Genomic DNA, 21,905 nt, shown 5'->3' on the forward strand with positions numbered 1-21,905 from the left:
AAATTATAACACATCACATTAGAAGTAACTATGTTCCTATCAAAATAAAAAAGATGACCTCAGCATACTGATATGATCCCCTTATAGTAGACAGTTGAAAGAAAGTTACTTTACTGTTTATTATGGAGGGGATTTTTTTATGGGGAAAATTAGAAGAACTTTTTCAATCGATTTTAAAATGAAAGCTATTGAATTGTACTTACATAGAGGAATTGGAAGTAAATTAATTGGAAAGGAATTAGGAGTTACATATTCAGTTATAGATAGATGGATTAAAAAATATAAAAATGAAGGGATTCTGGGCCTACAAGAAAAACGTGGAAGATCTAGACAAACAAATGAAATAAATCAAGATGCTAGAATACAACGATTAGAAGCGGAAAACGCATACTTAAAAAAGCTATTAGCTACGAAAAAGGAGATGAGGTCAAAAAAATCAAGTCAGTAGAATACGAGGTCATTCATACCTTAAAACAGAACTTTTCAATTGTATTGCTTTGTGAAATTGCAGGTGTTTCAAGAAGTGGGTATTATAAGTGGAAAAAAAGAATCAACGATCCCTCTGAAAAGATGAAAGAGGACCAATTTATCATGTCTAAAATAATAGAATGCGAACGAGATCCAGATATAAATGGTAGCTATGGTTACCGAAGAATTTGTATATGGCTTACAAAGTATTATGGTTTACAGGTAAATCACAAAAGAGTATATCGTTTAATGAGAAAAATGGGGATACAAGCTAAGATTCGAAAGAAAAAGTGGAGGCATTTTGGTTTAAAAGAACAATGCGTCGTGTCGGAAAATCTGTTAAACAGAGAGTTTTCAACTACAAGACCAAATCAAAAATGGGTTACAGATATAACCTATCTTACCTTTAACAAAAAGCGCATATATCTTTCCGTGATACTAGACCTTTACAATAACGAAGTTGTGGCCTACCAAATGAGCGAATACAACAATTTAAAATTAGTTACAGACACAGTTAATAAATCCTTAAGAAAAAGAAAAGTCCACGAAACAGTATTACATAGCGACCGAGGTTATCAGTATACATCAAAAAAATATAACCAATTACTTAAAAAGCACAAAATAACTGTGAGTATGTCTAGGAAGGGAGATTGTTATGATAATGCATGTATAGAGAGCTTTTTTAGTCACTTTAAGGCAGAATGCTTTTATAGACATACGTTTCATGAAAAAGCAGAAGTTTTTAAGGCTACTAAAAGATATATGAGCTATTACAATAACAAAAGATTTCAAAAAAGATTAAACAACCTTAGTCCTATTGAATTTGGAACTAAGGCTGCTTAATGAAAAGACACCTAATCTATTACTGTCTACTTGACTGGGGTAAGACCATACGCCAAAGTCATCTTCTATAACCATATTATTTTACTAGTCCACCGCTATAAACCTTTATATCAAGCGGAGCAGTTAAAAACTGTGATGCTTTACTAACGAAAGATGTGAAGTGTTCACTCGTATTATGACTCGCAACTGCTGCTTCATCTTTCCATACTTCTACCATCGTATAAACACTTTCTTTTTCAGTATCTTTATATAAATCGTAAGATACATTTCCACTTTCTTCTCTTGAACCATGAAGTAGTGGCTGAATTTCTTCTAAAAATGATTGTTGTTTTGCTGGATCTACTTGAAATATTGCGTGAATAATAATCATGGTGTTTCCCCTCTCATATCTCACTTATTTCTGTTTTGTTATAAAATTACTTCCACTCAGCAACTTTTTCAATTGGAAGACGTACTGATGGATAACCACTGTCAGCAGCTTTTCCGATTGAAATTAACATAACTGGTACGTGACGCTCTTTGTCTAATCCGAAAGCTTCTGCGATTTGGTCTTTTTCAAATCCACCAATTGGGCAAGTATCATAGCCGTGAGCACGTGCTGCTAACATAAATTGCATCGCTACAAGACCACCGTCAATTAGTACAGTATCTTTCATTACTTCTGGTGTAACCATTGAGAAGTAACCTGAAAGTTTTTTCATTTGATCTTCTTTTACTTCAGCTGGCATAAGTCCGCGCTCTACTGCTGTACCGTAAATTTCTTCTGCGTTATCAAAGTTGTTTAAGTCACCAAATACAGCAATCATCGCTGAAGATGTTTCTACTTGAGATTGATTGAATTTCGCTAGTGGCGCAAGTGTTGCTTTTGCTTCGTCACTTTCAATAACAAGGAATCTCCATGGTTGCATGTTTACTGAAGATGGTGCAAGTGTTGCTTCTGTAAGAATTTCAGTCATTTCTTCTTTGCTAATTTTCACTGAAGAATCGTACTTACGGATTGAACGGCGTCCTGTTAAAATTTCGTTAAAATCATTTGTTTTTACTGAGTTAGTCATAGTTGTATTCTCCCTTTTTTAAAGTTCTTTTATATTTTCTTGAATGCGGTCTAACATCGTTAAAAGATTGTCGCGTTCTTCTTCACTTAATCCTTTGAATGCTGAAGTAGCGAAACGCTCTTTTTCCTCTTGATACACTTGAATTTTATTTCGCCCCTCTTCTGTAAGAGAAACTAACGTAATTCTGTTATCATCTGGATTTTTACGTCTTGTAATCATTCCGTTTGCTTCCAGCTGTTTTAAATGCCTCGTAATCGCGGCATTATCAATATTCACTTCTTGCTGAAGTGCTTTTTGACTAATTTCATCTACTTCATATAACTGAAGTATAAGCTCTAGTCTAGATTGACTCATACCCGTACACCCTTCAAACTTCGAACTTACTTCTTTATTTAGAAAGTGTAATTTATATAAAATTATTGCTTCTTTTGAGCATGAACTTGTCAAATTACCCCTCCTTTACATCCAATATAAAAAACATTTGATGTATCAATAATTGATATGTCAATTAATATAATCTATATCGATTTAGAATGCAAGCATTTTGTTTTCATTTTTATTTTTTCCAAATTAAGGCGCTTTGTCGCGTTACAAAAAATGTAAATTACATTATAATAGTAATAATTCAAATGACTGGAGAGTGATTGTAATGCGGCAATACACAAATAGAAATGAGGAAATGAAAATGGAAAATGAAATGAGGATATTTATATATGACAACAATAAATATAGGGATTGTCGCGCACGTAGACGCTGGCAAGACGAGTTTGACTGAGCGAATTCTTTATGAGACGAATGTGATTAAAGAAATTGGCCGAGTAGATAGTGGTAATACGCAAACTGACTCAATGGAATTAGAAAGACAACGCGGAATTACGATTAAAGCATCGGTCGTTTCTTTCTTTATTGACAGTTTAAAAGTAAATGTCATTGATACACCTGGACACGCTGATTTTATCGCTGAAGTGGAGCGATCATTCCGCGTTTTAGACGGTGCAATTTTAGTTATCTCTGCCGTTGAAGGTGTGCAAGCACAAACAAAGATTTTAATGCGGACATTACAGAAATTAAACATACCTACTATATTATTTGTTAATAAAATAGACCGTAGTGGCGCAAATACTGAAAAAGTTGTGAAACAAATAAAAGAGCTTCTTTCAAATGAAGCATGCCCCTTCTACTCTGTAGAAAACGAAGGTACAAAGGAAGTACGGATTATTGAATATAAATCCTATGACGATTGTATGGAACGATTAGCACCATTTAACGAATCATTGCTTGAGTCATATGTAAATAACGAAATAATACCGGATGCACTATTAAGAAAAGAACTCGAAAAGCAAATACAGCAAGCAAATGTGTTTCCTATCTTTTTTGGTTCAGCAATGACAGGTATAGGAGTAACTGAATTACTTAAAAATATTTCAGCCTTAATTCCAGCTACTAAATCGGCACAAGATGAAACATTATCCGGTGTTGTTTTTAAAATTGAACGTGAATCTTCTGGCGAAAAGATTGCTTACGTAAGACTATTTTCTGGTTGTTTACACGTTAGAAAATATGTTGATATTCAGCGCAGTGAGTCTCTATCACATAAAGAGAAGATTAAAAAAATGTGCATATTTCATAATGGAAATGCAGTTCAAGCCTCTACTGTTCATAGTGGAGAGTTTTGCAAAGTATGGGGACTTACGAATATCAAAATTGGTGATATTATCGGTGAGTGGACGGATTATATAAAAGATATTCACTTTGCCGAACCGCAAATGGAAGCTGCTATTGATGTAGTAGCAAAAGAGCGAATTCATGATTTATACGCTGCACTTATGGAGCTATGCGAAGAAGATCCTCTCATTAAAGTTTGGAAAGACGATGTTCATAATGAACTATACATTCGCCTTTTCGGTGAAGTACAAAAAGAAGTTATCGAAACAACACTTTATGAAAAATACAATTTACAAGTTACCTTTTCAAACACGCGAGTTGTATGTATTGAAAAACCAATTGGCATAGGGAATAGCTTTGATGTAATGGGCGAAAAAGAGAATCCTTTTTACGCAACAATCGGTTTCAAAGTTGAACGTGGTGAACTTAACTCTGGCATAACGTATAACTTAGGTGTTGAACTTGGATCACTACCTTTAGCATTTCATAAAGCGATTGAAGATACAGTATTTCAAACGTTAAAACAAGGTTTATTTGGATGGGAAGTTACGGACATTATCGTCACATTAACACATACCGGCTATGCAAGCCCTGTTACAACAGCGAGTGACTTTAGAAATTTAACACCACTCGTATTAATGGATGCTTTAAAACAAGCTGAAACTTGTGTATATGAACCATTAAATGAATTCGAATTAACTGTTCCTGAGCACGCAATTAGTACCGCAATGTATAAACTAGCTGCCATCCCAGCAACTTTCGCAGAGCCTATATTGCATAATGATTCTTATCACTTAACTGGATCGTTACCTATTGAGAAAACAGAGAATTTTAAACGAATGCTCCATTCATTTACAGAAGGAGAAGGTATCTTCACAACAAAGCCAACTGGTTTCACAAAGCTGACGGCTCCCTTCCCTACTCGAAAACGTGTTGACTTTAATCCGCTAAATCGGAAAGATTATTTACTTCATGTGTTGAAGGCTTATTAATTAACAAATAGAAAAAGTGCCCTCTTGTATGATATTTTCTTTACTAGAGGGCACTTTTTTATACAATATCAAGGTAGAGCTGGTTCAAACTCTCCAGTGATCGTTTGATATCCGTTATTATTCTCATATTCCTGTTTCCGCTCTAACCCGAACTTTTCTAAAATAGGCAGGTCGTTTGTTGAAAATACATAACTATTTTCTAGCGCAACGTGTTCGTGCCATGCCCAGTTTGGTACAACAAAGAAGTCTCCTTTAGACCAGTCGAAGCGAACACCATTAATTATTGTATATCCTGCCCCTTCATGCACATGATAAATTGATGCATGTGTATGGCGATGTGCTTTTCCTTTGAATCCCTTCGGCAATTTTTGCATCCAAGCTGCAATCGTTGGACACGCTGTTTCACCGTTCGATGGATTTATATATTCAACAGCATAACCATCGTAAGCATCTGGCTCAAAACGACTTAATCCGTTAAGCGCTGCTTCCGTCCCTAACCATTTGTATGAACTAAGTGGAGCTTTCTTTGCATATCGGTCGGAAATCGGTCGAACCATTCCACCTTCATAACGCTGAGCAGTATAATTGTCCGGCACGTTTGGCTGTTCAATTTTTTCTGGATACGGCTCAAAGAACGTACCGCCGAGATAATAAATGGTCGGAATATCAAGGCAATCCATCCAAATCATCGGTTTGTCACCTGTGTGACCATGTCCGTGCCACAGTCCATTTGGAGTTGTTAAAAAGTCTCCTCGTTCCATGAAAATACGCTCTCCTTGCACAATTGAGTAAGCCCCTTCTCCTTCCATGACGAAACGTAATGCATTTTGAACATGCCGATGTGACGGAGCGGTTTCTCCAGGTTGTATTAATTGAACCGCTGCATATAATGTTTGGGTGGTCGATGCCCATCCCCAAGGTTTTCTATAATTAAGTCCAGGATTTTGAAAGTAGATGGCCCGGCGTTCTCCCCCGCGGTCTGGTGTAAATATTTGTGTCGCCTCCGTTAACTTCTTTTGAAGCAATTCAGATTTCCAAAGGTACGCTTGTGCATGAGGCTCAGGTGTATGTTTCATTAAATCTGGGATCGCGTTCCAAAGTGGTCCGAGATGATATTGTTCTATATCACGATTGAAATCTTGTACGAGTGTACTTTCAAAAAAAGCATTTTTTTCCGCCATTTTATTTGCCCCCTTTATCGCTCATTAAATTTACATAAATTCCGTTCGATTTGTTTATAATGCTTTTCTGTATGTTCTACGATGAGGTGATTCACGATAAAGTCAATCGGCTTATTGTTAAAACGAGGATTACGACTTGGAGCCTGAATATTTAACTCTTCGTCTGTTAATGTGTTTAGTACATTTTCTATGATGAGTGGTATAGAAGACAGCTGCTCTATGACTTCTTCTATAGATTTTTTGTTTATATTCTCTTCTGATACTGCTTGTAGACGTACTCCATCTGTTAAACCGCGGCCCCATACATTTTCATGGTTTACTTTAATATTGTTAATTTCTTTTGCCCAATACGGAATAGCTTCCGCTACATGTGTAATAATTTGCATAATTGACCATTCATCTTCTGAAGGTTTCCAATAGATGATTTCCTCTGGCAAAGACTTAACAATAGTCTTGATCTTATCGATTGATTCATAAACAGACTCGGCTGCGTGGATTTGCAAGCTTTTCGTCATAGTACTGGCACCTCTACTGTTTGTCTTACTTTATTTTCAAGTACGCCTACTCCATCAACTTCAATACGAACGAGATCTCCATCTTTAAGAAATACTTGCGGATTACGTGCAACACCTACACCACCTGGCGTACCTGTTAAAATGACATCCCCTGGCTCTAGTGTCATTAAACCGGATAAAAACGAAACGAGATATTGCACCGAGAATACTAAATTAGCAGTATTAGATTGCTGACGTGTCTCTCCATTCACTGTTAAGACTATTTCCAAGCCAGATGGGTTCGTTAATTCATCTGAGGTAATTAACCACGGTCCCATTGGAGCACTTCCTTCAACTGTCTTCCCTTGAAGCCATTGAATCGTACGGCGCTGAATATCACGATAAGTAATATCATTCGCAATTGTGTAACCAGCTACATATTGGAGGGCATCTCCTTCTGAAATATTTCGAGCACGCTTTCCGATTACAAAAGCAAATTCAGCTTCGTAATCTAGTTGTTCAGAAATCGGGTAATACGGAATATCATCTTCTGGACCGATTACTGTATTGGCAAACTTCGCAAAGATGACTGGAAATGCAGGTAATTCGCGTTTCATTTCCAAAATATGTTCACGATAATTGTGACCTACACATATAATTTTTCCTGGCGCAGGTACTGGAGCTTCTATTTTCACTTCACCTTCTGCAAAAACCAATTTATCTTCATGGTTTTTCATAAGCGCATAAGCGATTGCATCTTTTGCTAAATTCATACTTTCCGTTCCACCTTGTAAAAATCCATTCATATCCTTTGGTATATACGCCTCTGCAATTTGAGCGGCCCTAAGGTTTCCTTCGCTTGTCAATTTCGCTTTAAAAGCAGCATGCAGATCAATCAAATTTCCGTTCTCTAACGCAGCAATTCTCGTTTCTCCATTACGTGTAAAAGTAACAAGTTTCATAGTAATCTCCCTTTCCTTTATATGAATGAAAATTCTACCTTGAACGATAGTAGCGTATAACTTTCCGGCCTTACTCTTTGTTATAAAAGATAAAAAGTATTTCCTTCTGGACCAAGTGGTACATGTCCCATTTCTATTAACTCTATAATTGGCAGCAATACATTTTTTTCTTCAGCTAATTCAGCAGCGCATGCAAGAACACTTACATACATCGCATGCCCGACGAGAAATTTCACTGTTTTTTCCTCTCCGAAATGCTTGAAAACTTCTTTATAAACACCATGAAAGATTGCTTCTGGTACTTTATCTACTACATCTACAAGAAGTTTTTCGTTACCAGCGCGTACAATTTTTTCTTTCAATTGATCTGGCACTTCTGCTAGTGCCCCCCATAAAGCATTACCTTCAAAGGAAATCCGCCCGATTGTCTCATGTAATTGGTTTCTTGAAATCCATTTGATTTCATATTCACTAACGTTTAGAGAACTCATAAATTGATCTATTTTCTTCTCAGCCTCTAGATTTTGCTGTCCAATGTTCCTATACCAGTTCATCGTCATTAACCGCTCAATCATTCCATTTGTAGAACGGGCATGAGAACCATACTTTTCTTCATTCATGAATTGAGACAAAACCATTTCTTATCGCTCCTTTCATCTTGTTCACGTTACTCATCTAATTTTTTTTATAATTTTAATATTTCGTTGTCAGTTCAGGAGGTCCAAATTTCGGTCCGTATGGTCCCTCATCAAGCCATCTTCCAAGCCTCGGAACGATAGATACCATTGAGGCAGCAATGTCGCGTTTCATGTTCATTTCAGGAGAATTTCCCTGAAGGTGATGAAGCGCAGTGGTTGAAGCATCGCGGTTCCATTTCGCTGCAATTCGGCGTTCGTTTGCAGCTGCTTCAATCGCGCACACTCGCTCTTCTTCAGAATGAGATTGTAGTGCTTTCTCAATACCTCTCGCAGCAAGAACTGCATCTGGAACTCCAGAATTTAATCCACGTGCACCGAACGGGGCGAATAAATGTGCTGCTTCTCCAGCTAGAAGAACACGACGTTTTACGTCAGTAAATGAATTTGCCACTACTTGATGGAAACGGTAGGAAGACACCCATGTAATCCTATCAGCGTACTTAGCATCCATTACTTTTGGCAACCATTTCTTAGCACTTTCAATATTTGTATAATCATCTGGATTATCTGACTCAAGCAGTTGTAAATCAATACGCCATCCGCCTTTAAACGGAACAAACATTACATTTCTTCCCTCCATAGCTGGATGCTGGTAATGGAATATTCTTTCTAAAGGAAGTGGATCTGTTTCATCTTCTTTTGCATCCACGACGATAAAAGTATCTGCCGTGCGTGGGCCTTCAAACTTTAATCCCGCTTCCTCTCTTACGATTGAACGAGCTCCATCACATCCAATTACATACTGCGCCTTCAAGATTTCGTCATTTGTGATTGTTACTTCTACTCCAGAGTCTGTAATGTGTAAATTTTTAACTGGAGCATCCCAAAGGAATTCAACGCCCGCTTTTATACACGCCTCATACATATGCTTTTCGATCTCATCTTGATGAAGAGCTGTGAAATGAGGCAATCGGTTAAACTTAAGATTTTCATCCTTACCGTAATTTCGTACATATACTTCTTTCCCTTTATAAAACGTTCGTTTTACAGGCCAAATAATTCCGTTATGAGCAAGTGTGAAACCGAGGCCTTCTGAAGTCTCCTCCAGTAGTTTTAACGAAGCACTGTGTAAATAAATTGCTCTACTTCCTGGACGTGGTCTTCCAAATGAATCTCCCTCTATTACTAAAGTTGATATCCCCTTCTTTTGTAATGCAAGTCCTGCTACAAGTCCTACCGGGCCCGCACCAACAACAATGGCATCATATTTTTTTTCTTTTCCCATCAATATCTCCCCTTTATTAACAATTTCCCATTATGATTTCCTCACTCTTCTTTCTTTAACTCCCTACAGTTTTTATCTCCGGCATCATCTTCTTCCGAATATCCTCAGGTATTGGATGCGCTTTCGCTTTTTCTTTGAAAGAAGTCCATGCACGAGTTTCATAACCTTCTGCTACAACCCGTTCCCCTTTTACAAAAACATGCTGAATTGTAAAAACTTTATTATGCAATTCGTTCACAGTACTTTTCACAACTACTTGATCTTCAAAACGAAGAGGTGACTTAAATTGGCATTTTGCTTCTAGTAAGGGCAAACCAATTTGTTGTTCTTCGTAAAGTTCGGCGGAAGGAAAACCAATTTTTTTAAAATATTCATGAGTTGCTTCGTCCATCCATTTATAAAAATTAGGATAGTACACAATGCCCGCAGCATCTGTATCTCCCCATCTCACTTGAAAAGTATATTCTTCCATTATGCCTTTACCTCCTATCTATCAAACTGTTGGACTAATATTTGAAGATACTTGTTCTCTCAGTTTCAACTTTTGAATTTTCCCACTTGCTGTTACAGGGAATTCATCAGTAAAGATCACTTTCTCTGGTAGTTTATAAATTGCCATTTTCTCTTTAAGATAGAGTTTCATTTCTTCTTCTGAACTTACTTCTCCATTTTTTAACCGTATGACCGCACACGCAACTTCCCCGAGCACTTTATCTGGAAGACCTACAACTGCAGCTTCGATTACTTTTGGATGTTTCATAATGACTGCTTCAATCTCCTGTGGATAAACGTTTAAGCCACCTCTTATAATCATCTCTTTCTTTCGCCCTACAAACCTTAAATATCCTTGATGATCAAGGGTGCCTAAATCTCCTGAATAATACCAACCATCATTATCCAAAACCTGTTTTGTCTGTTCAGGCATATTATAATAACCTTTCATTACTCCAAATCCCTTAACTGCGATTTCGCCCACTTCCCCTGGCGGGAGCGCTACTCTATTTTCATCGACAATTTTCAATGTTACTCCTGGGATAGCCTTTCCAAGAGTTTCTGTTATGTTCTGCTTTGTATCACCATACGAGGTCATCGTAATAGAAACCGTTTCAGTTATCCCAAATGATTGACAAAGGTTAATTCCCATCCGTTCTCGTATCTCCGTCACTGTTTTTGCCGGAATAGGTGCAGCTCCAACTAATCCAGCACGCAATGAAGATAAATCATATTTATTAAAATCCTCTAATTCTAGTTCTTTTATAAACATTGTTGGTACGCCTTTTTGGATGGTTACCTTTTCTTGTTCAATTAATTGTAAAGTTTCTCGCGGACGGAATTTTTCTTGTAGTATCATTCGTCCTCCCATCGCTACTGCACAAAGCATATTAATTGCCATACCGAAAATATGAAACAGTGGTGCTGAAATAATAAATACATCATCTTGTGTACAATGCAGCTCTATTCCTATCGTTTGTGCAGATTGTACAACAGCACGGTGTGTAACCATTACACCTTTTGGGGTTCCCGTCGTTCCTGACGTATATAATATACAAAACAAATCTTCATTCACATTTATATTTACCTGTTCAATATCTATTGTTTCTGTACGCATTAACTGCTCATACGAACTGAGATTCTCTTGCGGAAACCGTACTGTAATAGCTTTTTGTACCATAGTAAGTACTTTTTCAAAACCAACATTCTTTTCAAATTCTCCGGATGCTATTAATAACTTCGGAGCTGAACTTTTCAATATAAATTCAATTTCATATGATTTATATTTTGGATTAAAAGGAACGATTATTGCTCCTAATTTTGCTGCTGCAAAATAAATTACTACTGTTTCGGACCAGTTTGGTAGAGATACGGCGATACGGTCTCCTTTACTTACTCCTAGTCTCTTAAATGCAGTAGCCAAACAATCTACTTCATTTTTCAATTGTTTGTATGTAATTCGTCTCGTTAAATCATATATCGCTTCTTTTTCACCATAAGATGAAGTAACAAATTCTAACAGCTCATACACCGCTAATAAGTTCCTATTCTTTTTCATTCTCTCACTCACTTTCTATCGTCTTACCTACTAGCTCGCGTTTTTTATCCCATACTTATAGCAGGACAAACGATGTAGGAAAACCAGGAAGGACTCTCCCTGGTTTTTCTAGTACAACGCTTCCCAAATCGCTGCAATTCCTTGCCCTCCGCCAATACAAACAGCGGATACCCCATACTTTTTATTTCTTCTTCTTAATTCATAAATTAAGGATAGAGAAATTCTTGTTCCACTCGCAGCAAGTGGATGGCCTATCGCAATTGCCCCTCCATTTACATTCGCTTTATCAAGATCGAACCCTAATTCTTTTTGACAAGCTAAGTACTGCGCTGAAAATGCTTCATTAATTTCAATCAAATCTAAGTCTGCTAAAGTTAGATTCGCTTTTTCTAATGCACTTTGAATAGCTGGAACCGGTCCAATCCCCATATACTTCGGTTCTACTCCAACAACAGCCCAAGAAATGAGCTTAGCAATCGGTTTTAATCCTCTTTCATTTGCATAATCGCTTGATGCTAAAACAACTGCCGCTGCACCATCTACCATCCCACTTGCACTACCAGGAGTTACGACACCATTTTCCACAAAGCGCGGCTTTAGCTTTGCAAGTTTTTCTAAGCTCGTATGACGGATATGCTCATCTTCTTCAATGACCTGTTCTCCTTTTCTTCCTTTCACTGTTACTGGAACAATCTCTTCTTTTAAATACCCTTTCTCCCTTGCTAAAAGAGCTCGTTCATGGCTAGAGAGTGCATGCTGATCTACTTCTTCTCTCGTTAAGTTATATTTTGCAGCCAAATTTTCTGCAGTTTCTCCCATCGTACATTTACCATACGTATCATACAGACCATCCCATAACCAATCTTCTATAGCCGGACCGCCGAGTGGACTTCCCCATCTCATTCCAGGTATTACATGCGGAACTTGGCTCATGTTCTCCGTTCCTCCGGCAAGTGCAACGTCTGCTTCCCCGCTAAGAATATAACGAGCTGCTGTTAAAATAGATTCAACACCAGTTCCGCAAAGACGATTAATCGTCAAAGCTGGGACATGAATAGGCGCTCCAGCTTTTAAACCAACATGCCTTGCCAATAAATGTGCATCTTTACTAGACTGCTGAACGTTACCAAATACAACTTGATTAATATCTTCAGCAGATATAGATGCTTTTCGTATTGCTTCCTTAGCCGCAATTGCCCCTAATTCTGTTGCATTTAATCCTCGAAACGATCCCGAAATTTCAGCGAACGGAGTCCTCGCTCCCTCTAATAAAACAATTTCTTTCATATCCCATTCACCTCATTATTTCCCTAGATATACTGGTTTTCTTTTTTCAACGAATGCTTGTAATCCTTCTTTGCGATCCTCTGTTGCGAAAGCATTTCCAAAACAGGTACTTTCAATGATTAAGCCTGTTTCAAGATCAGCATTACTTCCTACATTTACCGCCGTTTTTAACATTTGAAGTGCTACTGGTGGTTTTTTTGCTAATTTATACGCCCATTCCTTTGCAAACTCAAACAACTCTTCCGCAGTTACTACCTTATTGACAATATGTAAATCGAACGCACGCTGCGCATCAAACATATCTCCGAAATAGAGTAATTCTTTCGCTATACCTTGGCCGACAATCTTTTGAAGACGCTGTGTACCTCCGCCTCCAGGAATAATTCCGAGTCCCACTTCTGGAAAAGCGAATTTTGCTTGATCCGAACAAATGCGTAAGTCACATGCGAGTGCAAGTTCAAAACCACCACCAAGAGCTAATCCATTTATCGCAGCAATAACTGGTTTTGACATATTTTCAATTTTGCTAAATACTGTTCGTGAAGTCTTATTCATTTTGGTTACACCGACAAGATCAAGTGCTGCCATTTCATTAATATCAGCGCCTGCGACAAATGCCTTCCTTCCGCTTCCTGTAAGAACGATTACTCGTACTTCTTCATTTGCCTCTAGTTCACCAAATAGACCGGAAAGTTCATGAAACACTTGTGTATTCAATGGATTTACAGGTGGTCGATTAATTGTAACGATCGCAACTCTATTTTCAATTTCACAAATTAAAAACTCATAATTCATAACTTAATCCCCCATTCTTTATTCATAATCATAAAAACCTGCACCTGTTTTTTTGCCGTGTCTACCTGCTCTAACTAGCTGTTTTAAAAGAAGCGGCGGCGCGTATTGATCATTATTTAATTCTTCTTTGAAGTACTCCATCACATGATAACCAATGTCTACACCTGCAAAATCTTGAAGTGTAAATGGCCCCATCGGATAATTAAGACCGAGTGTAACAGCCTTATCAATATCTTCTGCAGAGGCAACGCCGTCTTCTAACAATTTAATTGCCTCTATAAATTGCGGAATCATAATTCGATTCACAATAAATCCTGGGGAATCCTTCTTTACTTCAACTGGTTCTTTCGAAAGCCCTTTAGATAGCGCTTTCAATTCTTCGACTGTTTCATCACTCGTTCGATAACCACGAACAACTTCTACAAGTTTCATAAGTTGTGCGGGATTAAAGAAATGCATGCCCGCCACACGTTCTGGACGGTTCGTTGCTGAAGCAATCTCTGTTATAGACATGGATGAAGTATTCGTTGCAAGTATAACCCCTTCAGGAACGATTCGATCTAGAGCTGCAAACACTTCCCTCTTCAAATCTAATTTTTCTAATACGGCTTCAATAACTACATCCGCATCCTTCATATCTTCTAAAGTTGTAGTGAGTCGAATTCGGCCAAGCGCTTTTTCTTTATCTTCTTCCGTCATCTTTCCTCTTGTAACACTCTTAGTCATAAAACCATTCATACGTTGTATTGCATTATCTAAATAACGCTCTTCAATATCATGTAAAATAACTGTAAACCCATTTAATGCGGCTAAATTTGCAATGCCAGACCCCATAGATCCTGCACCGACAATACCAATTGTTTGAATCGCCATTCTTCTACCCCCTCGAATAACTTTTTAAATGTTCTGTAAATAAATTATATCTATATCCAAAAAGTTTTTGTATATACATAGTGTAGGAAATATACATATTTCTTTCGTACATTTTGATGGTATTCATTTCGGTTCAAACTGCTTTATTTTTCATATAAAAAATGCGCACCTCAAAATAAATAATTTTACCTTGAGGTACGCACTCTATGATGTGAAATTCGAAACTATATGCTATCGTTCTTTCCCATTTGATGAAATAACTTCTTTATACCAATAGAAGCTCTGTTTCTTTATTCTTTTTAAATCTTTTAAATCATCTTCATCGCGATTTATATAAATAAAACCATATCTTTTTCTAAAACCTTGATGCGTAGAAATTAAATCGATTGCCGCCCAAGGGCAATAACCAATTACATCCACTCCATCTGCAATTGCCAATTCCATCTGTTCAATATGTTTTTTCAAATAATCAATTCGGTAGTGATCTTTCACTGATCCATCTTCATCTACTTTGTCGTAAGCACCTATCCCATTCTCTGTAACGATAATTGGCAAGTTATAACGATCATTCACTTCTCTTAATGTAACTCGGAAGCCAATTGGGTCGATTTCCCAACCGAAATCGGTTAATTCTAGATGTTCATTATCGTCACCCATGAAGAACCCTTCTTCACCTACTTCAATTTGTTGATCAGCAGCTTCAGCAATTACAAAGTTCTCATCATATTCACTAACAGTAATAGAAGAATAATAGTTAAACGCTATATAATCTGGTTTTGAACTAGATAGAATCTCCATATCTCCCTCTAGAATGACTGGTTCGATATTTTTGCTTTTCATGAAATTCCAGGCTATATTGTTATATCTACCATATACAGCCATATCGAGATATAGCCAATTACGAATTGCGTTACAATTTTGAGCTGCAATTATATCATTCGGCTTACATGTTTTCGGATACACATAACTAATATTTGGTGCTGGACCAATTTTTGCATCACGTATCATCTCGTGACATAAGTTTGTTACCTTTGCCTCAGCTAAAAGCATATGATGATTTTGTTGATATAGCTCTTTTTGAGATACTATCGATGTCCCAACAGCCTGTCCATGTAGTATCATCATGTTCTGTTCATTAATTGTTAACCAATTCTTTACTCGGTCTCCAAAACGTTCAAACAGGATTTCACAATATGCAACAAATGCATCGATAGTAGCACGGTTACTCCATCCACCCTTTTTCTCTAATTCATACGGTAAATCAAAATGATACATCGTTACTAACGGTACGATATCATGCTTCAGCAATTCATCAATAAGATTGCTATAGAATGTAATACCTTTTTCATTCACTTCTCCCGTACCATTTGGAAGAATTCGAGTCCAAGCTATTGAAAACCGATATACTTTTAGCCCTAATTCAGAAAAAAGCTTCACATCTTCTTTAAAATGATGATAATGATCACTACAAACTGTAAAATCTGACGTACCTTCAGGAATAACTTTCACATCTTGAACAGAAAGGCCTTTTCCATCTTCATTATAGGCTCCTTCTACTTGGTAAGCACTTGTGGAAGCTCCCCATAAAAAGTCTTTTTTAAATGAACTATTGAGCATAATTTTTACCTTTCCTTTTCAAAAATAGTATTGTTATAGTTTGTTTATCCGCTATTTGCAGGCAGTAAAACTCCCACCTCAAAATTCAGGTGGAGCAAAGAAGTTAGGTGGGAGTCGGACTGATGATCAGTGGAGATGAACAAACCCCCCACTGATTAAAGTTTCACTTTATATTAAACTTGTTTCACTAAAAATGTTTCATAAACGCTTATAAGCTCTTCTGCTATAATTTTAAATCCTTCTGCACTCATTAATTGATCTTCTGCATGTGCTAGTAATAAGCTAACTTCTACTTTTTCACCAGCCGCTTCTCTACTAATCAGTCCAGCATGCGCTCTATGGCCTTCAATAAAAGTTTCACTACCCTCATTCATTAATTGTCTCGCTTGTTCAAAGTTACCCATTTTTGCTTCTTGAATTGCTTCAATATATGAAGATCGTGCGCTACCTACCGTTGATATAATTTTAAATACTACTAATTCATTTTGTTCCATAACGATTCTCCTAACATTTTTTTATTTTTATAAATCAAAAAACAATCAGTGGGGTTTCGTTCATCCCCACTGATTACTAGCCCACAACAATCGGGCTTTTGAGGGATACATTATTATTGCTCAGTTGCTGCTTGTTGTTCTGCCTCATAAGCTTTCTTATCTCCCATTTTAAAGAACGGATAATATAGTAGAATTTGAGAGATAATAATTAATACCGTCATGATTAATAGTAACCAACCACCAGAAATATAACCTGCAAATGGTGCTGGTGTTACCCATGGCAATTCAATAAGTGGGTTAAAGGTAGATAAAATTCCCGTGATTTTAAGGAATACGATACCAATTAACCCGCCAACTATCGAAGATGCTACTAATGGAATAAAATATATTGGATTCAGAACAAGCGGTAATCCAAATACAATCGGCTCATTAATATTAAAGATATTTGGGACGATACCGATTTTTCCAAGTGATTTATATTGCTCCGATTTCGCAAATAGTAGGTTTATTGCTAAACCTAACGTATTTCCTGTTCCACCAATGGCAACTGCAAAATGCATCAAGCTAAATGCTAAGTAAGGAATTTCCGAAAATGGTGTTCCTGAAGCGAAAGCTGTAATTGCTGCTGTAAATAATGGAGCCGTCGCACTATACCATACATTTATAATTGGTGCTGGATGTAAACCGAAGAACCAACATATATTCATAAAAGTAAAGATAGCAATTACTGACCAAACAGACGATCCAATGAATTTTACAGGTAACGCTATAACTTGACTTACAAAGTTAAAAATATTTTCATATGGCGTATAGCCAAATATTACTCTAATAAAGAAGATAAGCGTGAAAATGATGATTGAAATAAACACAGGATTAATCGCATCAGCTACCATCGGAGGTACTGATTCTGGCAATTTCACTCCAATATTTTTCCTTTTTAATGAACAATACAGTTTACTTGTGAAAACCCCGACAAACATGGCAACGAATATCCCATCACTACCTAAGTACTGATTTAAAATAGCCGGAATTTGTTCTTCTCCAACCTTAATTGACATTGGCATTAAGCATAAGAAACTACCTAGCGCTATAACAGCAGCTGTCATTCCATTCATGCCTTCCTCTTTCGCATAGGAATAAGCGATAATGACAACCATATACACTGCTAACAAGCTTAATGTCGCACTAATCATGTCTTGCATATGCGTATATACACCAATTTGAATTAAAAATTCTTTCCACCCTTCAAATGGTAGATTACCTAAAATAGCAAATAATGTAACACCGATCGTAACAGGAATTGTCATCATCATTCCTGATGTAATAGCATTTACTACTTTACTATTTCCGAGATAATTTGTTAGTGGTGTAATGATTCGTTCTAGTCCGTTTTTAGTCCCTTCTAACAGTTTCATAATTACCTCCAACATTTATGGATTTTTTCAAGTCTATTTTTTACCTTTTTCTACATAGCTCATATCATTTACAGATTGAACTTTATATTTCCCGTCTTTATACACAACTTTTGAAACACTTGCATTTCCTAATCCTTCTTCAACCTCATTTAAGGATTCAGGCGATATTGAATATAACAGGTCCATTAAAGATATACCATGTGACACAACAAGAACGTTACCGCCGCCATCTTCTGCTACTTCTTTTGCAATTTGATCAACTTCTTTTTTCATTCTCTTTGTGACTGTTTCAGTATCTTCAGCCTGTTTACTCTTATCAATCTTCGCTGCAGTATTTTGCATAATATCGATATCGAAATTGTTCATAAATTCTTCATAGGTCATATTTTTATCTTGCGCAAGTTTTTCCCGAAAAGTATGATTTAACTCCCCTTCAAACTCACCGAAACACACTTCACGCAAATTTTTACTTTGATTGATATTCATATCTTTATTTCCACTATGATCTAACACAATTTTCGCTGTTTCTATTGCACGTCCACTATCGCTACTATATGCCTTTTCAAACTTAACTTCTTTCAACCCTTTCCCAAGGTTCTCAGCTACTACAACACCATCTTTTGTAAGTGGTGCGTCTGCCCAACCTTGTACTCTATCAGTCGTATTTAACATCGTTTTTCCATGTCTTACTAAATAAAACTCAACCGGCTTTTCTTCTTTTTTCTCCTTAACTTGTTCTGTTTTATTAGGTGAACACCCAAATAGAGAAACGGATAAAGAGGCTATTAGGCAGAACGATAACATTTTTTTATTCATTATGGACTCTCCTTATGGGCTTATAAAAATATGCATGGACCCACCACATGAGTAGAATGATATTTTTATAATAAAGATATTTAAAAATTATTTTGACTGATTAAACAACCAATTTATCATCTCTTTATCCTGCAAAGTTGGTACCCAAGAGAAATGTCCCATTGGTTTAACGATTCCAGTTGGATATTCTGTATATTTGACCGAAGAACCACCTAGTTCTTTAATAGCTTGTACAGCATCTCTGCTATATCTCACATCAACTAGCGGATCATCTTCTGCGTGGAAGACCCAAATTGGCATATCTTTAATATCCTTGAATACTGAAGTATCTTGCATCGGTTCATATTCACTGACAAGCTTATTTTCCGGCAAATCACCTATTCCACAAATCGGAACAGCAGCTGCGAAAAGATCTGGGTTCTTCTTAATAATATTCCAAGTCCCAATTCCACCATTGGACATACCAACAACATATATGCGATTTTTATCAATATCATATTTATCGATGGTTTCTTTTAGTAAATTCAACATCGTAGTATAGTTAGGTTCCTCGGTCCAATATGCTGTAAGAGTTTCAGCTGCTTCAACCTGAGGAGCTAACACATATGCAGGGTTTTTCTTTTGCTGTTCTGGATTAGCCCATGCTACAGCGCCCTCATTTCCTACGACTTGCATATAGTTGTCATTACCTCGTTCACCCGATCCATGTAAAAATAAGACTAGTGGATATTTTTTGTTAGATTCTTTTTTAGGCTCAAAAAGTCTATATTGCATTTTGCTTCCAGATGCATCTTGATATACGCCTTTTTTAAAATCATCTACAACAGGAGTAACTACATTTGAAATTTTATTTTTCTGTTCAGATGCTTTAAAAGTTGCACCTTCTTTTGTTTTAATTTCTTTCGTAAGAGATAACTTATAATCTAAATTATCTCTTGTACTTAAAAATTTTTCTTCATTAAATGTTGAGGTAGATGCATATTTATCGTTTTCATCTAATTCAATCACGACGTATTGTCCGTCTTTTGAAGTCTCTGATACTTCAGCTTTATCATTTGTGTACACTTTATTTATTTTTCTATTTTGAGGTTTCCCATTCACTTCCATCTCAACTTTGAAACTATCTTTTGTTAATTTTGAGCTATCTATTGTATCTCCAAAATCACAAACGACGGTAGCTCCTACTTCACCATATGGAAGAACATTCGTTATAAGTGTTATATCTGAGTCTTTCAAAGCCTTATCTTTGCTTTCTGATGAACATCCTGACAGTACCAAACCACCTGCCAGGCTCCCTATTACCATACATAAAATTGGAAATTTCCTTATCTTTTTCAGACGATGACCTCCCTCAGAATATGTACTTTTCATAACTGACATAAATCGTGTAAGGCTCGTAAATCGTTCCCAATGTATAAACTATTAATCACCTAAAATGGTTTTCACTCGCTCAATTACTTTTTTTCCATCTAACATGCCATAAGCTGCCATATCAATTACTTCAATATGCTTTTCTGGCAATTGGCTTTTCACATTGTTTAATGCATATCTAACTTGTGGTCCTAATAAAATCACATCAGCTGCCGGACCAACATTTGGTGCCTCAGTTAATGCATAAGCATTAATTTCACAGTTATAACCTTCTGATTCTGCATACCCTTTCATTTTGTTCATTAACATACTAGTAGACATTCCTGCATTACATAAAAGTACGATATTTCTCATAATATAAAACCTCCAATATTTGTATGAAGCAATTTGCATATCGTTTATCGATGCAAACGCTTTCTTTATAATTTCAATATAAACTATGGTCTAAGACTAGGGTCAATATCTTTATTCATATTTTTTTATAAAGTGAAACTTTAATCAGTGTGGGGGCATCCCCCACTGATTATCAGCCCGCACCAATCGGGCTTTTACGGGCAGTTGATCTCCCCACCTAACTCCCTCGCATTCGCCGAATTTTGAGGTAGGAGTCTTACTGTCTTACTGCCCGTTAATGCGGGATAAATTGATTTGAAAGCATTTTATAGCTGAAAAAGAGCATCTAATTGTAGACAATGTCTAACAATCAAATGCTCTTTTCTATACCTCTGAATGTATGAATTCACTTTTTGTTTTAATAATAGGAATCATAATAATATAATGTTCATCTGTTTTTTCTTGACTCTTTGTTTCGCAAACGTATCGACATAAAATATCTCCGTTAAGAGCGTATCCCTGTTCCTGCATAATATGTAGTGGTTCATCTAATATCAATGATGATAACGGTTCATTTACGTCTTTTTCATATAAATAATGCAAGCACTCTCCCATATCTATTTGAAAAACTGAATCATCAATCGGTAATTGCCACTCTTTCATCTTTAATTCAGAGATAGCCATTACCCAATAACTATTATCTATATTTTTCATTTTATATTCCTCAAGTGGAATACATAATACTGTGGAAACTGTTGGCAAGAAATTCAACCACTTTTTTAATAGTGGATTTTCACATAACGCTCCTTCATTTAAATGGACATGTTTGAGAAAATAATAAGTGCCGGCTGGTTTTATCACCCATTGCTTATCTTCTTGTTTATATTCTTGTAATAAGTTCATAAATTCATTTATTTGTTTTGTTTCTAATTCTAACTGTTTTATCGCTTCATTTTTTTCAGCTATTTTATCAATACATTTTTTCATTATGTCATCATATTCTAAACCGTTAAAAATCGATCCAATTTCTTTAACATGGAATCCCATTTGTCTAAAGCTTCTAATTGCTAAAAACACTCCAAAATCCTCATATGTATAAAATCTAAAACCGTTATCTTTGTCTTTTTGTGGTTTTAGGAACCCTTTCTTTTCATAAAACCTTAAAGCATCTATTGAAACTCCAAATTCCTTTCCTACTTCTCCTATTTTATATTTCTTCATACATATCACCTTCAAATCGAAAATTGCTTCAAATACCTTTATAGTGTAAC

At 36.4% G+C, this 21,905-nt stretch carries 23 protein-coding genes; 3 read left to right on the forward strand and 20 right to left on the reverse strand.

Going from position 1 to position 21,905, the window contains the following annotated elements; translation table 11 throughout:
• Positions 1 to 139 precede the first annotated feature (139 nt).
• Positions 140 to 448, forward strand: a complete 309-nt coding sequence (locus MKY70_RS15965) for a helix-turn-helix domain-containing protein (RefSeq protein WP_088031135.1) — start codon at positions 140 to 142, stop codon at positions 446 to 448.
• Positions 436 to 1,311, forward strand: a complete 876-nt coding sequence (locus MKY70_RS15970; protein ID WP_341074628.1) for an IS3 family transposase — start codon at positions 436 to 438, stop codon at positions 1,309 to 1,311. The genes MKY70_RS15965 and MKY70_RS15970 overlap by 13 nt, the downstream gene beginning before the upstream one ends.
• Before the next feature lie 76 nt (positions 1,312 to 1,387).
• Here MKY70_RS15970 and MKY70_RS15975 read toward each other — a convergent pair whose 3' ends face one another.
• From MKY70_RS15975 to MKY70_RS15985, 3 genes are read right to left on the reverse strand one after another with little or no spacing between them, the layout of a single operon-like run.
• Entirely contained in the window at positions 1,388 to 1,681 is a 294-nt protein-coding gene (locus MKY70_RS15975) for a putative quinol monooxygenase (protein WP_088031467.1), read from the reverse strand.
• 46 nt (positions 1,682 to 1,727) lie between these two features.
• Entirely contained in the window at positions 1,728 to 2,366 is a 639-nt protein-coding gene (locus tag MKY70_RS15980) for a nitroreductase family protein (protein WP_088292137.1), read from the reverse strand.
• An 18-nt stretch (positions 2,367 to 2,384) separates the two neighbouring features.
• The gene (locus MKY70_RS15985) at positions 2,385 to 2,813 is read right to left on the reverse strand and encodes a MarR family winged helix-turn-helix transcriptional regulator (protein ID WP_000204168.1); all 429 of its coding nucleotides are present in this window, start codon (positions 2,811 to 2,813) and stop codon (positions 2,385 to 2,387) included.
• A gap of 266 nt (positions 2,814 to 3,079) precedes the next feature.
• Between MKY70_RS15985 and MKY70_RS15990 the strand changes: the two genes are divergently transcribed.
• The gene (locus MKY70_RS15990) at positions 3,080 to 5,023 is read left to right on the forward strand and encodes a translation factor GTPase family protein (protein ID WP_341025155.1); all 1,944 of its coding nucleotides are present in this window, start codon (positions 3,080 to 3,082) and stop codon (positions 5,021 to 5,023) included.
• Positions 5,024 to 5,091: 68 nt separating this feature from the next.
• Here the strand turns inward: MKY70_RS15990 and MKY70_RS15995 are convergent, their stop codons facing one another.
• The 17 genes from MKY70_RS15995 to MKY70_RS16075 all read right to left on the reverse strand — a co-directional run bounded on the left by MKY70_RS15995 (position 5,092) and on the right by MKY70_RS16075 (position 21,855).
• Complete coding sequence (locus tag MKY70_RS15995) at positions 5,092 to 6,204, reverse strand: cupin domain-containing protein (protein ID WP_088031471.1); 1,113 nt, start codon at positions 6,202 to 6,204, stop codon at positions 5,092 to 5,094.
• A 14-nt stretch (positions 6,205 to 6,218) separates the two neighbouring features.
• The gene (locus tag MKY70_RS16000; protein WP_088031472.1) at positions 6,219 to 6,719 is read right to left on the reverse strand and encodes a DinB family protein; all 501 of its coding nucleotides are present in this window, start codon (positions 6,717 to 6,719) and stop codon (positions 6,219 to 6,221) included.
• The gene (locus tag MKY70_RS16005) at positions 6,716 to 7,660 is read right to left on the reverse strand and encodes a fumarylacetoacetate hydrolase family protein (RefSeq protein ID WP_088031473.1); all 945 of its coding nucleotides are present in this window, start codon (positions 7,658 to 7,660) and stop codon (positions 6,716 to 6,718) included. Before MKY70_RS16005 ends, MKY70_RS16000 begins: the two co-directional genes overlap by 4 nt.
• Before the next feature lie 80 nt (positions 7,661 to 7,740).
• Positions 7,741 to 8,298 carry a hypothetical protein gene (locus MKY70_RS16010; RefSeq protein WP_044438187.1) on the reverse strand — a complete coding sequence of 186 codons (558 nt, stop codon included), beginning with the start codon at positions 8,296 to 8,298 and terminating at the stop codon, positions 7,741 to 7,743.
• Between the two features lie 55 nt (positions 8,299 to 8,353).
• Positions 8,354 to 9,583: an FAD-dependent oxidoreductase gene (locus tag MKY70_RS16015; RefSeq protein WP_078175732.1), complete on the reverse strand. Its 1,230-nt coding sequence runs from the start codon at positions 9,581 to 9,583 to the stop codon at positions 8,354 to 8,356.
• Between the two features lie 55 nt (positions 9,584 to 9,638).
• Positions 9,639 to 10,055, reverse strand: a complete 417-nt coding sequence (locus MKY70_RS16020; RefSeq protein ID WP_044438184.1) for an acyl-CoA thioesterase — start codon at positions 10,053 to 10,055, stop codon at positions 9,639 to 9,641.
• A gap of 21 nt (positions 10,056 to 10,076) precedes the next feature.
• Positions 10,077 to 11,633, reverse strand: a complete 1,557-nt coding sequence (locus MKY70_RS16025) for a class I adenylate-forming enzyme family protein (protein ID WP_341025158.1) — start codon at positions 11,631 to 11,633, stop codon at positions 10,077 to 10,079.
• Positions 11,634 to 11,741: 108 nt separating this feature from the next.
• Positions 11,742 to 12,920 (reverse strand): acetyl-CoA C-acetyltransferase, encoded by a 1,179-nt coding sequence (locus tag MKY70_RS16030; protein ID WP_088031475.1) that lies wholly within the window; start codon positions 12,918 to 12,920, stop codon positions 11,742 to 11,744.
• Between the two features lie 15 nt (positions 12,921 to 12,935).
• Positions 12,936 to 13,715 carry an enoyl-CoA hydratase/isomerase family protein gene (locus MKY70_RS16035; protein WP_088031476.1) on the reverse strand — a complete coding sequence of 260 codons (780 nt, stop codon included), beginning with the start codon at positions 13,713 to 13,715 and terminating at the stop codon, positions 12,936 to 12,938.
• Positions 13,716 to 13,733: 18 nt separating this feature from the next.
• Positions 13,734 to 14,588, reverse strand: a complete 855-nt coding sequence (locus tag MKY70_RS16040; protein ID WP_088031477.1) for a 3-hydroxyacyl-CoA dehydrogenase family protein — start codon at positions 14,586 to 14,588, stop codon at positions 13,734 to 13,736.
• 231 nt (positions 14,589 to 14,819) lie between these two features.
• The gene (locus tag MKY70_RS16045) at positions 14,820 to 16,205 is read right to left on the reverse strand and encodes a glycoside hydrolase family 1 protein (RefSeq protein ID WP_088031478.1); all 1,386 of its coding nucleotides are present in this window, start codon (positions 16,203 to 16,205) and stop codon (positions 14,820 to 14,822) included.
• A 173-nt stretch (positions 16,206 to 16,378) separates the two neighbouring features.
• The gene (locus MKY70_RS16050) at positions 16,379 to 16,699 is read right to left on the reverse strand and encodes a PTS lactose/cellobiose transporter subunit IIA (protein WP_061674867.1); all 321 of its coding nucleotides are present in this window, start codon (positions 16,697 to 16,699) and stop codon (positions 16,379 to 16,381) included.
• A gap of 113 nt (positions 16,700 to 16,812) precedes the next feature.
• Positions 16,813 to 18,114 carry a PTS sugar transporter subunit IIC gene (locus tag MKY70_RS16055; RefSeq protein ID WP_088031479.1) on the reverse strand — a complete coding sequence of 434 codons (1,302 nt, stop codon included), beginning with the start codon at positions 18,112 to 18,114 and terminating at the stop codon, positions 16,813 to 16,815.
• 33 nt (positions 18,115 to 18,147) lie between these two features.
• Positions 18,148 to 18,930, reverse strand: a complete 783-nt coding sequence (locus MKY70_RS16060) for a histidine phosphatase family protein (protein WP_088031480.1) — start codon at positions 18,928 to 18,930, stop codon at positions 18,148 to 18,150.
• Between the two features lie 87 nt (positions 18,931 to 19,017).
• Positions 19,018 to 20,310 carry a prolyl oligopeptidase family serine peptidase gene (locus tag MKY70_RS16065; RefSeq protein WP_341025160.1) on the reverse strand — a complete coding sequence of 431 codons (1,293 nt, stop codon included), beginning with the start codon at positions 20,308 to 20,310 and terminating at the stop codon, positions 19,018 to 19,020.
• 42 nt (positions 20,311 to 20,352) lie between these two features.
• The gene (locus MKY70_RS16070) at positions 20,353 to 20,655 is read right to left on the reverse strand and encodes a PTS sugar transporter subunit IIB (RefSeq protein ID WP_088031482.1); all 303 of its coding nucleotides are present in this window, start codon (positions 20,653 to 20,655) and stop codon (positions 20,353 to 20,355) included.
• Positions 20,656 to 21,018: 363 nt separating this feature from the next.
• Positions 21,019 to 21,855, reverse strand: coding sequence for a MerR family transcriptional regulator (locus MKY70_RS16075; RefSeq protein WP_088031483.1), 837 nt, complete (start codon positions 21,853 to 21,855; stop codon positions 21,019 to 21,021).
• Positions 21,856 to 21,905 lie beyond the last annotated feature (50 nt).

This window comes from Bacillus sp. FSL R9-9492, assembly GCF_038007365.1.
GTDB classification, from domain to species: Bacteria; Bacillota; Bacilli; order Bacillales; family Bacillaceae_G; genus Bacillus_A; species Bacillus_A mycoides.

Excerpts from the sequence above, each read along its gene's own strand:
- MKY70_RS16070 (WP_088031482.1), bottom strand. The coding sequence starts at position 20,655 with ATGAGAAATATCGTACTTTTATGTAATGCAGGAATGTCTACTAGTATG.
- MKY70_RS16025 (WP_341025158.1), bottom strand. The coding sequence starts at position 11,633 with ATGAAAAAGAATAGGAACTTATTAGCGGTGTATGAGCTGTTAGAATTT.
- MKY70_RS15975 (WP_088031467.1), bottom strand. The coding sequence starts at position 1,681 with ATGATTATTATTCACGCAATATTTCAAGTAGATCCAGCAAAACAACAA.
- MKY70_RS16055 (WP_088031479.1), bottom strand. The coding sequence starts at position 18,114 with ATGAAACTGTTAGAAGGGACTAAAAACGGACTAGAACGAATCATTACA.
- MKY70_RS15990 (WP_341025155.1), top strand. The coding sequence starts at position 3,080 with ATGACAACAATAAATATAGGGATTGTCGCGCACGTAGACGCTGGCAAG.
- MKY70_RS16045 (WP_088031478.1), bottom strand. The coding sequence starts at position 16,205 with ATGCTCAATAGTTCATTTAAAAAAGACTTTTTATGGGGAGCTTCCACA.
- MKY70_RS16020 (WP_044438184.1), bottom strand. The coding sequence starts at position 10,055 with ATGGAAGAATATACTTTTCAAGTGAGATGGGGAGATACAGATGCTGCG.
- MKY70_RS16015 (WP_078175732.1), bottom strand. The coding sequence starts at position 9,583 with ATGGGAAAAGAAAAAAAATATGATGCCATTGTTGTTGGTGCGGGCCCG.
- MKY70_RS16060 (WP_088031480.1), bottom strand. The coding sequence starts at position 18,930 with ATGAATAAAAAAATGTTATCGTTCTGCCTAATAGCCTCTTTATCCGTT.
- MKY70_RS16075 (WP_088031483.1), bottom strand. The coding sequence starts at position 21,855 with ATGAAGAAATATAAAATAGGAGAAGTAGGAAAGGAATTTGGAGTTTCA.
- MKY70_RS16030 (WP_088031475.1), bottom strand. The coding sequence starts at position 12,920 with ATGAAAGAAATTGTTTTATTAGAGGGAGCGAGGACTCCGTTCGCTGAA.
- MKY70_RS15995 (WP_088031471.1), bottom strand. The coding sequence starts at position 6,204 with ATGGCGGAAAAAAATGCTTTTTTTGAAAGTACACTCGTACAAGATTTC.
- MKY70_RS16040 (WP_088031477.1), bottom strand. The coding sequence starts at position 14,588 with ATGGCGATTCAAACAATTGGTATTGTCGGTGCAGGATCTATGGGGTCT.
- MKY70_RS15965 (WP_088031135.1), top strand. The coding sequence starts at position 140 with ATGGGGAAAATTAGAAGAACTTTTTCAATCGATTTTAAAATGAAAGCT.
- MKY70_RS16000 (WP_088031472.1), bottom strand. The coding sequence starts at position 6,719 with ATGACGAAAAGCTTGCAAATCCACGCAGCCGAGTCTGTTTATGAATCA.
- MKY70_RS16065 (WP_341025160.1), bottom strand. The coding sequence starts at position 20,310 with ATGTCAGTTATGAAAAGTACATATTCTGAGGGAGGTCATCGTCTGAAA.
- MKY70_RS16005 (WP_088031473.1), bottom strand. The coding sequence starts at position 7,660 with ATGAAACTTGTTACTTTTACACGTAATGGAGAAACGAGAATTGCTGCG.
- MKY70_RS16035 (WP_088031476.1), bottom strand. The coding sequence starts at position 13,715 with ATGAATTATGAGTTTTTAATTTGTGAAATTGAAAATAGAGTTGCGATC.
- MKY70_RS16010 (WP_044438187.1), bottom strand. The coding sequence starts at position 8,298 with ATGGTTTTGTCTCAATTCATGAATGAAGAAAAGTATGGTTCTCATGCC.
- MKY70_RS16050 (WP_061674867.1), bottom strand. The coding sequence starts at position 16,699 with ATGGAACAAAATGAATTAGTAGTATTTAAAATTATATCAACGGTAGGT.
- MKY70_RS15980 (WP_088292137.1), bottom strand. The coding sequence starts at position 2,366 with ATGACTAACTCAGTAAAAACAAATGATTTTAACGAAATTTTAACAGGA.